The organism is Mesorhizobium sp., from assembly GCF_024509055.1.
GTDB lineage: Bacteria > Pseudomonadota > Alphaproteobacteria > Rhizobiales > Rhizobiaceae > Mesorhizobium.
This window is the reverse complement of the sequence record NZ_JANINM010000482.1, coordinates 20,445-34,529: the sequence shown is the minus strand read 5'-3', so window position 1 is coordinate 34,529 and position 14,085 is coordinate 20,445. Positions and strand designations below refer to the sequence as shown.

The following is a 14,085-nucleotide window of genomic DNA, read 5'->3' as shown; positions in this document are numbered from 1 at the left end:
AAGGGAACCACAATGCTCTCCAGCGGTTGAATGTATGATGAGCCGACTGATAGCCAGATCGGGCTCTGAGAGCAAAACATCATGCGCGAGAATCAATCCGACGTCTTCGACCTGTTTTCGGAGATTTACGCGAACGCGGCCCAGGAAGAGATCAGCCTCCAGCAATATCTGCTAGCCTGCCGCGAGGACAAATCCATGTACGCTTCGGCCGCCGAACGCATGCTCGCGGCCATCGGCGAGCCGAACCTTGTCGACACCAGCAAGGACGAGCGGCTCGGCCGCATCTTCTCGAACCGCACGATCAAGATCTATCCCTCCTTTTCCGATTTCTATGGAATGGAGGATACGATAGAGCGTATCGCCGGATATTTCCGTTACGCCTCCCAGGGTCTCGAGGAGCGCAAGCAGATCCTCTATTTGCTTGGCCCTGTCGGCGGTGGCAAATCGTCTCTCGCCGAGCGGCTGAAGAAGCTGATGGAACTGCGGCCGATCTACACGCTCAAGGTCGGCAACCAGATCAGCCCGATCTTCGAATCCCCGCTTGGCCTTTTCCATCCCGATCGAATGGGCGATCTGCTGGAGGAAAAGTACGGGATTGCCCGCCGTCGCCTGAACGGGCTCATTTCGCCCTGGGCGGCCAAGCGGCTCGACGAACTGTCCGGCGACATCTCCAAATTCAGCGTTGTCAAGCTTTTGCCCTCGCGGCTGCGCCAGATCGCGATCGCCAAGACGGAGCCCGGCGACGAGAACAACCAGGATGTGTCCGCCCTCGTCGGCAAGGTCGACATCAGGCAACTCGAGCATTTCAGCCAGTCCGACCCGGACGCCTACTCCTATAGCGGCGGACTGAACCGGACCACGCAGGGCCTGCTTGAATTCGTCGAGATGTTCAAGGCGCCCATCAAGGTGCTGCACCCGTTGCTGACGGCGACGCAGGAGGGCAGCTACAACGGCACCGAGAATTTCGGCGGCTTCCCCTACCAGGGCATCGTCGTCGCCCATTCGAACGAATCCGAATGGCAGCAGTTCAAGAACAACAAGAACAATGAGGCATTCCTCGACCGCATCCTCGTGGTCAAGGTTCCGTACTGCCTGCGCGTCACCGAAGAACGGCACATCTATGAAAAGCTGCTGCGCGAAAGCGAGTTGTCCGGCAGCCCCTGCGCCCCCGAAGTGCTGGATATCCTCAGCCGTTTCACCGTCTCGACCCGCCTTGCCGAGCACGAGAATTCGCCGCTCTACACCAAGATGCGCGCCTATGACGGCGAGAACCTCAAGGAGAGCGATCCCAAGGCGAAATCGGTTCAGGAATATCGCGACGCCGCCGGTGTCGATGAAGGTATGACAGGTGTCAGCACGCGCTTCGCCTTCAAGATCTTGTCCCAGACGTTCAATTACGACACCAAGGAGGTGGCCGCCGATCCGGTGCATCTGATGTACATCCTGGAGGAGGCGATCAAGCGCGATCAATTCCCGAAGGAGACCGAATCCTCCTATCTCGACTTCATCAAGTCGGAACTCGCGGCCCGCTATGCCGAGTTCATCGGTCATGAGATCCAGAAGGCCTATCTGGAATCATACAGCGAGTACGGCCAGAACCTCTTCGATCGCTACATCGCCTATGCCGACGCCTGGATCGAGGACCAGGACTACAAGGATCCCGACACCGGACAGATCCTCAACCGCGACGTGCTGGAGAAGGAATTGTCGCAGGTCGAAAAGCCGGCTGGCATCGCCAATCCCAAGGATTTCCGCAACGAGGTGGTGAAATTCACGCTGCGCGCGCGAGCCCGCAACCATGGCCGCAACCCGTCCTGGACGAGCTATGAGAAGCTTCGCGAAGTCATCGAGAAACGCATGTTTGGACAGGTCGAGGATCTGCTGCCGGTGATCAGTTTCGGCTCGAAGCAGGACAGCGTCACGGAAAAGCGGCACAACGAGTTTGTGCAGAGGATGGTGCAACGCGGCTATACCGAGCGGCAGGTGCGCCGCCTGGTCGACTGGTACATGCGCGTGAACAAGGCTGGATGAGGGAACGATGGTTCCATGCCGATCTTCATCGACCGACGCCTGAACCCGAAGGACAAAAGCCTGGGGAATCGTCAGCGCTTCCTCAGGCGCGCTCGGGAAGAGCTCAAGCGCAGCATCCGCGACCAGGTCAGGGCAGGCCGTATCGCCGATGTGGACGGGGAGCATGCGGTTCCCCTGCCCCGGCAAGGCACCAGCGAGCCGACCTTCAGCGAAGCCAAGGACAGCGGACGGCACCAGCACATCCTGCCCGGCAACAGGACCTTCAGCGCCGGCGACCTGATCCCGAAGCCCGACCACGGCGGCGCGGATTTTTCATCGCCGGGAAAGACGCCGTCCGAAGACAACTTTCGCTTCGTGCTGTCGCGCGAGGAGGTGCTCGACCTCTTTTTTGAAGATCTCGAGCTGCCCGACCTGGTCAAGCTCAACCTCAAACAGATCCTTGCATTCAAGCCCAGGCGGGCGGGTTTCACCGCGGCCGGTTCTCCTGTCAACATCAATGTCGGCCGCACGATGCGAAACAGCCAAGGTCGCCGCATTGCGCTCCGGCGTCCAAAGCAGGCGGAAGTTGATGCGGTCCTCCAGCAGATCGCGGCGCTCGAATCGGAGCCGGTAAGCGCCCCGGTGCTTGCGCGCATCCTCGCCCTGCGCGAGGAAGCCGAGCGGCTGGAGCGCCGGCGCAGGCGGATTGCCTATGTCGATCCGGTCGATATCCGCTTCAACCGCTTCGACCCCCAGCCGCTGCCGAACGCCAACGCCGTGATGTTCTGCCTGATGGACGTCTCCGGCTCGATGGGCGAGCGCGAAAAGGACCTGGCGAAACGTTTCTTCGTGCTTCTGCACCTCTTCCTGACGCGTCGTTACGAACGCACCGAGATCGTTTTCATCCGCCATACCCACGAGGCCCAGGAGGTGGACGAGCATACGTTCTTCTACCACACGCAAAGTGGCGGCACCGTCGTGTCTACGGCGCTCGAGGAAATGCACCGGGTCATCGAGCGGCGCTATCCGGCCGCCGAATGGAACATCTATGCTGCGCAGGCTTCGGATGGTGACAACTTCTCCACCGACTCCGAACGCTGCATCGAACTGCTCGATGGCAAGCTCATGCGGCTTTGCCAGTATTTTGCCTATGTGGAGATCATCGACCAACGCGAAAGCCATATTTTCGGCAAGACCGACAACGGGACCTCGCTCTGGCGCGCCTACAGGGCCGTCGAGGAGAAATGGCCGAACTTCCAGATGAAGCGCATCGCGGCCCCGGCCGACATTTACCCGGTCTTTCGCCAGCTCTTCTCCCGCCAGCCAGCCGCCATCCGCAAGAGCGCGTGAGCATCAGGGATGGTCGGCCGAGCCAGCAAGTCCGGGTTGCTCTTCTCTGGGTCGGACTGGGACTTTGCAAAGCTATCGCGGGTCTACGACGAGATCGAAGCGATCGGGATCGAGGAACTTCATCTCGACGTCTATCCAGTGCAGATGGAGGTGATCTCGTCGCAACAGATGCTCGACGCCTATTCGTCGGTCGGCATGCCGCTGATGTATCGACATTGGTCGTTCGGCAAGCACTTCCTTTTCGACGAGCTTCTCTACCGCAAGGGTCGGCGCGGGCTGGCCTATGAACTGGTCATCAATTCCAACCCCTGCATCGTTTACCTGATGGAGGAGAACACCATGGCCCTGCAGGCCCTGGTGACTGCCCATGCTGCTTTGGGGCACAACCATTTCTTCAAGAACAATCATCTCTTCAGGCAGTGGACCGACGCCGGCGGGATCCTGAGCTATCTGGATTTCGCCAAGGGATACATTGCCCATTGCGAGGAGCGGCATGGCCTGGCCGCGGTGGAGGCGGTGCTCGATTCCGCCCACGCGCTGATGGAGCAAGGCGTTTTCCGTTATCACCGGCCGCCGAAGCTGTCGTCCGAGCAACAGCGCGAGGGGCTGCGCGACCGCCTCGAATACGAGGAGCGTTCCTACAACGATCTTTGGCGGACGCTGCCGCACACGCGAGGAAAGAACAAGGCTGAGGAGCGGGATGAAACCCTTGCCGAACGCAAGAAGGCGCTCAACCTGCCCGAGGAAAACCTGCTCTACTTCCTCGAGAAGAACAGTCTCATCCTCGAGCCCTGGCAGCGCGAGATCGTCAGGATCGTCCGTGTCATTGCCCAGTACTTCTATCCTCAGCGGCAAACGCAGGTGATGAACGAGGGCTGCGCCACTTTCGTCCACTACACGCTGATGAACATTCTGTTCGATCGTGGCCGGATCAGCGAAGGCGCCATGCTCGAGATACTGGGCAACCACTCGAATGTAATCTTCCAGCCAGCCTTCGACGATCCTCGCTACTCCGGCATCAACCCCTACGCACTCGGGCTCGACATGATGCAGGACATAAAACGCATTGCGACCGAGCCGACGTCGGAGGACCGCGACTGGTTCCCGGATATTGCCGGCAGCGGCGACTGGCGGGAGGCCTTGCTGGATGCCTGGGCCAATCATCGCGACGAATCCTTCATCCGCCAGTTTCTCAGCCCGGCACTGATCCGCAAATGGCGCCTGTTCGTGCTGGCCGACGGAGCCGACAAGGCCCATTACGAAGTGGCCTCGATCCACAATGAGCGCGGCTACAGGAAGGTCCGGACCGCCTTGGCCGACAGCTACGACATGCGAACGACCCGGCCCGACATCCAGGTGGTCGATGTCGACTTGCTCGGGGACCGGCACTTGCGCCTGCAGCACAACGTGAAGGACGGGGTCACGCTCGAGGGCGAAAGCCGCGACGCAACCTTGCGCCATGTCCGGAGGCTATGGGGCTACGACGTCAGCCTGACCGCCATCGATGCCGAAACATCCGCCATGCTCAGCGAGCGCTCGACCAAGGACCTATGATCGGATCATTGCGTCCGTGAAACTCTAACCCTCGCCGGCCGGCCTGATCCTCAGCCGCGCGATGCGGTTCTTATCCCGCTTCATCACGACGAAACGCTTGCCGTGGAAGGTGAAAGCCTGTTTTTCCTCGGGGATCGACTGCGTCTCGTGGATGACGAGGCCCGCGATGGTCGTGGCTTCTTCGTCGGGCAGGTTCCAGTCGAGCGCACGGTTGAGATCGCGGATCGGCACCGTGCCGTCGACGACAACCGAGCCGTCCGCCTCCTGCTTGACGCCCTGCATGTCGACATCGTGCTCGTCGGCGATCTCGCCGACGATCTCCTCGATGATGTCCTCCAGCGTCACCAACCCTTCCATTTCGCCATACTCGTCGACGACGATGGCGAAATGCGCCTTGCGGCGCAGGAAGGCGTTGAGCTGGTCCTGCAAGGTGGTGGTGTCCGGCACGAACCACGGCTTCGACGCGATCTTCATCACATCGATCTGGGAAAAGTCGTTGCCGACTTCGTTGAGGGCCCTGAGCAGATCCTTGGCGTGCAGAACGCCGACAATGTTGTCGAGCGAACCCTTCCACAGCGGCATGCGGGTGTGCGGGCTCTGCAGGATTTCGCGAACCACCGCCTCCGGCGCGTTGTCGGCGTTCACCGAACGCATGTTGGTGCGATGGACCATGATGTCGGAGACTTCGAGCTCCTCGAGGTCGAGAAGCCCTCCAAGCCGGTTGCGGTGCTCGCGCTCGGCCTGCGCTTCGCGTCGGGATTCGTCAGTGGGCTCGCGCAACTCCTCATGCGCGGCCCGTTGCGGTTCGATCGGCTCCAGCCTGTACCCGAAAGTGGCAAGCGCGCGCGTACGGAACGCAAGCGCGAGCATGACGATGCCGGCGAGGACGGCGGCGGCGATCCAGCCGGCGTCGATCATCTGGGATCGCTCATCCGGGGCGATCCGGGATGGCTCGTCTTGAGGAAGGACAGCACTTCCGAAGGCGGCACGTCCTTGGCGATGAACGCCTGCCCGACGCCGTGCGTCAGAATGAAGGTGAGCGCGCCGCGCGACACCTTCTTGTCCTGCGTGATGAAGCCGAGCAGCGCCTCGGCGTCAGGCAGGTCGCCGGGAATGTCGGCCATGCGCCAGGGCAGTCCGACGGCGCGAAGATGCGCCTCGACACGTTCCGCGTCGTCCGGGCTCGCCAGGTTGAGGCGCGCGGAGAAACGATGCGCCAGCGCCATGCCGATGGCGACGCCCTCGCCATGGACGAGGCGGGCGCCGTCATAGTTGGTGGCGGCTTCCAGCGCATGGCCGAAAGTGTGGCCGAGATTGAGCAGCGCGCGGTCGCCGGTTTCGAACTCGTCGCGGGCAACGACATCGGCCTTGGCGCGGCAAGCCTCGGCGATGGCTTCCGCCCGCGCCGGACCGCCGGAAAACACCTCCTGCCAGTTCGCTTCCAGCCAGGCGAAGAAGGCGGGCCGGTCGATCAACCCGTATTTGGCAAGCTCGGCGTAGCCGGCCCGGAATTCGCGGATCGGCAGCGTGTCGAGCACGCCCGTGTCGGCGAGCACCAGCTTCGGCTGATGAAACACGCCGACGAGGTTCTTGCCGCGCGGACTGTTGATGCCGGTCTTGCCGCCAACGGAAGAGTCGACCTGGGCGAGCAACGACGTCGGAACCTGCACGAAGTTCATGCCGCGCCGCACGATGCCGGAGGCGAATCCGGTAAGATCGCCGATGACGCCGCCGCCGAGCGCGATCACGACGTCCCGGCGTTCGAGCTTGGCCGCAAGCACGCCGTCGACCACCTCTTCAAGATGCGCGAAGCTTTTGGTCTTTTCGCCCGCCGGCAGCGTGATGACCGCTGCCTGGATCCCACCTCTCTCGAGGCCGGCCCTCATCGTTTCGAGATGGGCGGCGGCGACATTCTCGTCGGTGACGATGGCCGCGCGCGTGCCGGGCAGGCGGCGCGCGATCTCGCTTCCGGCGCTGGCGAGCAGCCCGGTGCCGATCAATATGTCATAGGCCCGGTCGCCGAGCCCGACCTCGACCTTCACGGGTGCGGCCTCATTCATGTTCCACCTCGTCGCTGGTCTCGATCGCGGCGACGCCGAGATGCGTGCAGAGCGCGCAAATCACCTCACCGGCGATGATCTCCTTGCGGTCGTCACGGGTCGGTACGGTGATGTCGGCGGTGGCGTAGACCGGATAGCGCTCGTCCATCAGCCGCTCCAGCACGCCGCGCGGATCGGGGCTCTTCAGCAGCGGCCGATTCTGCTTTTTGGACACGCGCTCCATCAGGAGATCGAGATCGGCCTTCAGCCAGACCGACACGCCATGCGCGGCTATCGCCTCGCGGGTCTGCGCGTTCATGAAGGCGCCGCCGCCGGTCGACAGCACCTGCGGGCCGTTTTCCAGCAGGCGCAGGATCACCCGCTGCTCCAGCGCGCGGAATTCCGGCTCGCCATAGCGTTCGAACAGTTCCGGCACCGTCATGCGCGAGACGGTTTCGATCTCATGATCGCTGTCGATGAAGGGCAGCGACAGCACGGTGGCCACCTTGCGGCCGATCGCCGTCTTGCCGGCGCCCATCAGGCCGACAAAGACGATGGAGCGGCTGCCGAGTTGCGCGAGCAACGCGGCGCGACCTTCGTCCGGCGGATTTGGTGACGCGTTCATGCGGACCCTCTTTGCGCCGTATCGACATCAAAAGCCTGTTTGCGTCAAGCATGGCAGGAGGGGCGCGCTTCGAACGCATCGAACGATTTCCCGAACAAGCCCCATGTGAAAACAAAGGCTTCGTCCTTGAATTGGCCGGAATGGCGTCCCATAAGGGCACAGGGCTTGGAATCGCAGAACAAGAAGACGGGCGAAATTTGAATGCCGACATTGTTTCGCTTCGTCGTGACGCTGGCGGTCCTTGCGGGCATTGCCTATGGCGCGATGTTCGCGCTGGCGATGTTCGTCGAGCCGAAAAAGGCCGAAATGAGCGTGCGCATTCCTCCCGAAAAGCTCAATCCCAAGAAAAACTGACCCTGGTCGGATGAACAGCGCGGCCCGCATCGAAGCCTTCCTGGAGATGATGAGCGCCGAGCGGGGAGCGGCCGAGAACACGCTTTCCTCCTATCGTCGTGACCTGGAGGAGGCTTCCGGCGCCATCGGCGGCGGACTGGCCGGAGCGGCAGCAGCGGATATCCGCGCCTATCTCGACGACGTCGCCGCCCGCGGCTTCGCGCCGACGTCGCAGGCGCGCAAACTCTCGGCGATCCGGCAGTTCTTCAAATTCCTCTACGCCGAGGGCCTGCGCGGCGACGACCCGACCGGCACGCTGGACAGCCCGAGAAAGGGCCGGCCGCTGCCGAAGACGATGAGCGAGGCCGAGACCGGCCGCCTGCTCGACCGCGCGGCGCTCGAGGCTGGCGAAGCCCAGCCGGGCGGCGACAGTATGGCCGCGCTCCGCCTGCATGCGCTGGTCGAAGTGCTTTATGCCACCGGCCTGCGCGTCTCCGAACTGGTCGGCCTGCCGGTGACGGTCGCGCTTCGCGACGACCGCTTCTTCATGGTGCGCGGCAAGGGTGACAAGGAGCGCATGGTGCCGCTATCGGCGAAAGCGCGCGCAGCGATGCGCGCCTGGCTTGTCGCGAGAGCCGGGCGGCCGGCCTTTGCCGACAGTCCGTTCCTGTTTCCCGCCTCTTCAGACAGCGGCTATCTCTCACGGCAGGTTTTCGCCCGCGACCTCAAGGGGCTGGCCGCGCGGGCCGGCATCGCCTCGGCCAAGATCTCGCCGCACGTGCTACGCCACGCCTTTGCCAGCCATCTCCTGCAGAACGGCGCCGATCTGCGAGCCGTGCAGCAATTGCTCGGCCATGCCGACATCTCGACGACCCAGATCTATACCCACGTGCTGGAGGAGCGGCTGGTGCGGCTGGTCAACGATCATCATCCGCTTGCCGACTAGGCCTCATATCGCTATGTGAGGGCGACGTTCCACCGCCCGGAGCCAGCATTTCCGAGGTTCCGCCTGCCATTGCCTTCCGACGGATCGGTCCGCCCAAGCATGTATAATTACCTCGATTTCGAAAAGCCGGTGCAGGATCTTGAGCTCAAGATCCTTGAGCTCAAGAAGCTTGCCGAAAATGGCGAGGCGGTCGATGTCGCGGACGAAATCACCCGGCTGGAGAAGCGTTCCCGCGACGCGTTGCGCGACCTCTACAAGGCTTTGACACCGTGGCAGAAGGTGCAGGTGGCCCGTCACCCCGACAGGCCGCACTGCGTCGACTACATCAAGGCTCTTTTCAGCGATTTCACGCCTTTGGCGGGCGACCGCAATTTCGGCGACGACCAGGCGATCGTCGGCGGCTTCGCCCGTTTCCGCGGCGAGCCCGTGGCGGTGATCGGCCAGGAAAAGGGCTCCGACACGGCAAGCCGCATCAAGCACAATTTCGGCTCCGTGCGACCGGAGGGCTACCGCAAGGCGGTGCGGCTGATGGAGCTGGCCGACCGTTTCCAGATCCCGCTTTTGACGCTGGTCGACACGGCCGGTGCCTACCCTGGCGTCGGCGCCGAGGAGCGCGGCCAGGCCGAGGCCATCGCACGTTCGACTTCCGCCTGCCTGGCGCTCAAGGTGCCGTCGATCTCGGTCGTCATCGGCGAAGGCGGTTCGGGCGGCGCTATCGCGATCGCCACCGCCAACCGCGTCTATATGCTGGAACATGCCATCTATTCGGTGATCTCGCCGGAGGGCGCGGCCTCGATCCTGTGGCGCGACACCACCCGCTCCAAGGATGCGGCGACCAGCATGAAGATCACCGCCCAGGATCTTCTGGAGATGAAGATCATCGACGCCATCGTTCCCGAGCCGATGGGCGGTGCGCAACGCGCTCCCGAAACGGTGATCGCCGCCACCGGCGACCTCATCGCCAAGACGATGAAGGATTTCGCCGGCGCCAACATCGATTTCCGCGAGCAGCGCCGCGAAAAATATCTGGCGATGGGCCGCAGCCTCTGACCGCCCCGTAACCGCATTGCGGCGGCAATGCGCCCCTTCGCCACAAAAATGCCGCCGGATTCGGCTCAATGAAAATGCCGTGAGGGGTTTCCAAGGCTTGCGGTAAGGAATTTTCAAGGTTAACGGGCTTACCGTCCGTCGGTGTTCAGCGTGCGGGCTCGGTCGTGCCGAGGCCTTTGGCCCGAGAGAAAAGACATAGCCGTACTGATGTTTGCCAAGCTTGCCCGCACCGGAGTCCTGATCGCTGCCATCGGCGTTGCCGGCTGCAATGATTCGTCGATGAAGGATTTCGCGCCGGAGGCCAACAAGCCGTTGCCCGACAAGATCCTTGCCGACATGAGGGCAAAGGGCATGGTGCGCACCTCGTCGGTAATGGCGCGCATCTTCAAGGAAGAAGGCAAGCTGGAGATCTGGAAGGCCAAGACCAACGGCCGCTACGATCTCGTCGCCACCTACGACATCTGCAAATGGTCGGGCAAGCTCGGACCCAAATACACCGAGGGCGACCGCCAGGCGCCGGAAGGCTTCTACACGGTGCGTCCTTCGCAGATGAATCCGCGATCGAACTACCATCTTTCCTTCAACATCGGCTTCCCCAACGCCTATGACCGCGCCAACGGCCGCACGGGTCAGAACCTGATGGTGCACGGCGCGTGCTCGTCATCGGGCTGCTATTCGATGACCGACGCGCAGATCGAGCAGATCTACGCCTTCGGCCGCGATGCGTTCCAGGGCGGCCAGACCGAGTTCCAGATCCAGGCCTTCCCGTTCCGCATGACCGCCGCCAACATGGCGCGCTATCGCAACGACCCGAACTACGAGTTCTGGAAGATGCTGAAGGTCGGCTACGACAATTTCGAGATCACCAAGGTACCGCCGAAGGTCGACGTCTGCGAGAAGCGCTACGTTTTCAACCAGGTTGCGCCTGACGGCACGACTTTCGATCCGACCGGCCCCTGCCCGGCAACGACACAGCCGGATTCGCTGAAGACTGCCTATACCGACTATGAGAAGAGCTACGACGCGGCGTTCAACTCTGCCATAAGGTCGAGCACGCCGCCGCCGAAGCCGACCATAGCCGGCATCAAAGAAGCGAGCATCGTCTCCGATTGGTCGAAGCGCCGCGCCCGCGGCGAGCGTGTGCCGATCGATCCGCCGTCGATGAATGCCGACGGCTCGGTGACCGAGACGGTGCGCATGGGCCGCATCGATTCCCCGCTCGGCCGAAAGATGGCGGCCCTCGACGCCGAAAAGGAAGCCAAGCGCAAGGCCGAGGAGCAGCGGCTCGCCGCGATCGAGGCTGCCAAGGCCGCCAAGGAAGCCGCCAAGGCGCAGGCGCTGGCGGAGAAGGAAGCCGCCAAGAAGGCAGCCCAGCAGCCGGTTGTGACCGCGGGTGCTGCGCCCGCCGCACCGGCGGTCGAGACACAGGCGGCGAACACCGACGAAGGCACTGTGTCGAAGCTGAAGAAGAAGCTGCTCGGCATGTTCGGCGGCTGAGACCAGTCTTGGCCGACAAGCCCGCCGCCGTCTACGATCTCAAAGGACTGAACTGCCCCTTGCCGGTGCTGAAAGCCCGCAAGCGGCTGGCGGCGATGCGGCCAGGCACCCTGCTCTGGCTCGAAACCACCGACCCGCTGGCGGTCATCGACATTCCAGCCTTCTGCGCCGATGCAGGCCACCAGTTGATAGAGACGGCGTCTGTCGCCGGCGGACATCGTTTCCTGGTCGAGCGCGGCGCGGCCTGAACCTTCCAGGTTTCGCCTTATAGACCCGCGATCGCCAGCGGATTGGCTTCTAGCGCCGCGCGGTCTGGCGCGTCGATCGACGGCTTGTTGGTGAAGGCGGCGAAGAGCCGCTGGATATAGTCTTGCGGCATATCGAGCGTGATCAGCACCAGCCGGGTGCCCCGCTGGTCGTCCGGCCAGGCTGGCAGCCGCGCAGGTGGATGCAGGATCTTCTGCACGCCATGGACCACCAACGGCCTTGACGGATCCTCCTGCAATTCGATCACGCCCTTCATGCGCAGCAGCTTGTCGCCATGCGTCGAGCGCAACAGGTCGAAGAACATCTCGATCGCCGAGAACGGCACCGGGCCGTCATGCGCGAGGGAATTCGACCGCACGCGAGCGTCGTGACGGTGCTCGTGATGATGGTGATGGCCGTGATCGTGATCATCATCCCCGTGGTGATAGTGATCGTGCGAGGCCTCTTCGCCAAGCCAGCGCCGGACATCGGCGCTCTTGGTCTCGGGATTGTAAAGGCCGCAATTGAACAGCGAGGCAACGCCGGCGCTCGCATCGTTGACATCGAGGAGCGGAGCGCCCGGATTGATCTGGCGAAGCCGTGCCCGCAGAGCTTCGACTTCGCCTGCCTCGGCCAGATCGGTCTTGGTCAAAACGATACGGTCGGCCACCGCCGCCTGCTTCACCGCCTCGACATGGGCATCGAGCGTTGCCTCGCCGTTGACCGCGTCGACCAGCGTGACCACGCCGTCCAGCCGGAACGCCTGCACCAGCGCCGGGTGCGCCATGATCGACTGCAACACGGGGGCGGGATCGGCGAGCCCGGTGGTCTCGACCACGACGCGCCGCAGCCTTACGATTCGGCCGGTCTGCAGCCGGTCGACGAGGTCGGCCAGTGTGTCGACCAGATCGGCGCGCACCGTGCAGCAGAGGCAGCCGTCGGAAAGCTGGATTATGCCGTCGGAAGCCTGCTCAACCAACAGATGGTCGATCGCCACCTCGCCGAACTCGTTGATGATCACCGCCGTGTCGGCAAGCTGCGGATCCTTCAGCAGGCGGTTTAGCAGCGTCGTCTTGCCGGCGCCGAGAAAGCCGGTGAGGACCGAAACAGGAATGGGAAAGCCGGTCATCCCTAGTTGGCGCCCTTGACGGGCTGGTCGCCCTGCGCGGCGGCTGCCGCAGTTCCGGTGGCCAGCGGCTCGGCGCCGGTCGGCGCCGGCTTGTCGGGACGCCAGCTCGGCAGCGGCACGTCGGCGTAATTCTGGTTGACCTGGTCGATGAAGGCCTTGGGCGCGGGCCCGGTGGCGCCGCCCAGACCGACCGCGACCAGCGTCGGATGATCGAGCTTCACCTGATAGGGGGATTTGGGCTTGTCCTTCGGCGCCACGGTCGGCGCGGCCTCGGACTGCTCCTCGTCGGTCGCCTTCTTCTTGCAGATCTCGTCATGCAGGTCGTTGGGCGACAGCGTATCGCCATAGGGCTTGAGCGCCGCGAGCGTCGTCGAGCCGGCGGCCGGGGTGTCGAACCCCTGGTCGAGCAGCTTCGCCGCCGCCTCGGCGCGGCTGACGGCGGATTTCTCGCCAAGCACCACGGCAACCAGCGTGCGGCCGTTGCGCGTGGCGGAACCGATCATGTTGAAGCCCGAATTGCAGACAAAGCCGGTCTTCATGCCGTCCGCGCCGGGATAGCGGCCAATCAGCAGGTTGTAGTTCGGAATCGCCTTCTTGCCGACGGCAAGCCCTTCGATCGAGAACCAGGAAGCATATTGCGGGAAGTCGTTGCGAAGCGCCGTCACCAGCACGGCGAGATCGCGCGCGGTCGAATACTGATCGGGCGAAAAGAGCCCGTTCGGGTTGACGAAATGCGTTCCGGTCATGCCGAGCCGGGCGGCCTCGGCGTTCATGCGATCGGCGAATGCCGCCTGCGACCCACCGACATTCTCGCCAACGGCCATGGCGATGTCGTTGGCAGATTTGACCAGCATCATCTTCAGCGCATTGTCGAGCCGCATGACCGAGCCGGGCTTGAAGCCCATCTTGCTCGGCGGCTCGCCCGCCGAATGCTTTGTCACCTTGATCGGCGAATCGAGCGCCACCTCGCCGGCGGCAATCGCCCGGAACGCGACATAGGCGGTCATCAGCTTGCTGAGCGATGCCGGATACCAGCGCTTGAAGGCGTCCTGGTGCTCCAGAATCTGGCCGCTCTTGAGGTCGAACAGCACCACCGGATTGGCGCGAGCGGCGCCCGCAAGCACCGGCAACGCCAGCGCGCCCGCCAGCAACAGGTTGAGGAAATGCCTATGCCGCATGATCTATTCCGAAATCGCCTCTTGCCGTAATCGCCGCTGGCTCCGTAAGATTTGGTTACCCATGGCCAGCAAATGCGCTCCGACCCTCAACCCGGATCGCATTGTTGCGGTGCTATTTATCCTATGTG

General features: G+C 63.2%; 13 protein-coding genes. 8 read left to right on the top strand and 5 right to left on the bottom strand.

Translation table 11 applies throughout. The features are described 5' to 3' along the window. Window positions 1-81: 81 nt before the first annotated feature. From Q0L57_RS28120 to Q0L57_RS28110, 3 genes are read left to right on the top strand one after another with little or no spacing between them, the layout of a single operon-like run. On the top strand, window positions 82-2,031 hold the full coding sequence (locus tag Q0L57_RS28120; RefSeq protein WP_296746345.1) for a PrkA family serine protein kinase: 1,950 nt from the start codon (window positions 82-84) through the stop codon (window positions 2,029-2,031). Between the two features lie 15 nt (window positions 2,032-2,046). Next, a complete protein-coding gene (locus Q0L57_RS28115) occupies window positions 2,047-3,360 on the top strand; it encodes a YeaH/YhbH family protein (protein ID WP_296746344.1) in 1,314 nt (437 codons plus the stop codon). A 9-nt stretch (window positions 3,361-3,369) separates the two neighbouring features. Further along, the gene (locus Q0L57_RS28110) at window positions 3,370-4,914 is read left to right on the top strand and encodes a SpoVR family protein (protein ID WP_296746343.1); all 1,545 of its coding nucleotides are present in this window, start codon (window positions 3,370-3,372) and stop codon (window positions 4,912-4,914) included. A 24-nt stretch (window positions 4,915-4,938) separates the two neighbouring features. On the opposite strand, the gene Q0L57_RS28105 is transcribed toward Q0L57_RS28110, so the two are convergent. The 3 genes from Q0L57_RS28105 to Q0L57_RS28095 are packed head-to-tail and all read right to left on the bottom strand — an operon-like array spanning window position 4,939 to window position 7,578. Further along, window positions 4,939-5,832 carry a transporter associated domain-containing protein gene (locus Q0L57_RS28105; protein ID WP_296746342.1) on the bottom strand — a complete coding sequence of 298 codons (894 nt, stop codon included), beginning with the start codon at window positions 5,830-5,832 and terminating at the stop codon, window positions 4,939-4,941. Continuing rightward, on the bottom strand, window positions 5,829-6,974 hold the full coding sequence (aroB, locus tag Q0L57_RS28100) for a 3-dehydroquinate synthase (RefSeq protein ID WP_296746341.1): 1,146 nt from the start codon (window positions 6,972-6,974) through the stop codon (window positions 5,829-5,831). The genes Q0L57_RS28105 and aroB overlap by 4 nt, the downstream gene beginning before the upstream one ends. Then, window positions 6,967-7,578 (bottom strand): shikimate kinase, encoded by a 612-nt coding sequence (locus tag Q0L57_RS28095; RefSeq protein WP_296746340.1) that lies wholly within the window; start codon window positions 7,576-7,578, stop codon window positions 6,967-6,969. Before Q0L57_RS28095 ends, aroB begins: the two co-directional genes overlap by 8 nt. Before the next feature lie 201 nt (window positions 7,579-7,779). Here Q0L57_RS28095 and Q0L57_RS28090 point away from each other — a divergent pair, with 201 nt between their 5' ends. The 5 genes from Q0L57_RS28090 (at window position 7,780) to Q0L57_RS28070 (ending at window position 11,652) form a co-directional block, all read left to right on the top strand. Beyond that, the gene (locus Q0L57_RS28090; protein ID WP_296746339.1) at window positions 7,780-7,932 is read left to right on the top strand and encodes a histidine kinase; all 153 of its coding nucleotides are present in this window, start codon (window positions 7,780-7,782) and stop codon (window positions 7,930-7,932) included. A 10-nt stretch (window positions 7,933-7,942) separates the two neighbouring features. Beyond that, complete coding sequence (locus Q0L57_RS28085; RefSeq protein WP_296746338.1) at window positions 7,943-8,857, top strand: site-specific tyrosine recombinase XerD; 915 nt, start codon at window positions 7,943-7,945, stop codon at window positions 8,855-8,857. Between the two features lie 99 nt (window positions 8,858-8,956). Beyond that, a complete protein-coding gene (locus Q0L57_RS28080) occupies window positions 8,957-9,907 on the top strand; it encodes an acetyl-CoA carboxylase carboxyltransferase subunit alpha (RefSeq protein WP_296746337.1) in 951 nt (316 codons plus the stop codon). Window positions 9,908-10,114: 207 nt separating this feature from the next. Next, complete coding sequence (locus Q0L57_RS28075; protein ID WP_296746336.1) at window positions 10,115-11,404, top strand: murein L,D-transpeptidase family protein; 1,290 nt, start codon at window positions 10,115-10,117, stop codon at window positions 11,402-11,404. 8 nt (window positions 11,405-11,412) lie between these two features. After that, window positions 11,413-11,652, top strand: coding sequence for a sulfurtransferase TusA family protein (locus Q0L57_RS28070; protein ID WP_296746335.1), 240 nt, complete (start codon window positions 11,413-11,415; stop codon window positions 11,650-11,652). A 17-nt stretch (window positions 11,653-11,669) separates the two neighbouring features. Here Q0L57_RS28070 and Q0L57_RS28065 read toward each other — a convergent pair whose 3' ends face one another. Together Q0L57_RS28065 and Q0L57_RS28060 are read right to left on the bottom strand one after the other, a co-directional pair. Next, a complete protein-coding gene (locus Q0L57_RS28065) occupies window positions 11,670-12,779 on the bottom strand; it encodes a GTP-binding protein (RefSeq protein ID WP_296746334.1) in 1,110 nt (369 codons plus the stop codon). A 2-nt stretch (window positions 12,780-12,781) separates the two neighbouring features. Further along, window positions 12,782-13,957 (bottom strand): D-alanyl-D-alanine carboxypeptidase family protein, encoded by a 1,176-nt coding sequence (locus Q0L57_RS28060; RefSeq protein ID WP_296746333.1) that lies wholly within the window; start codon window positions 13,955-13,957, stop codon window positions 12,782-12,784. Window positions 13,958-14,085 lie beyond the last annotated feature (128 nt).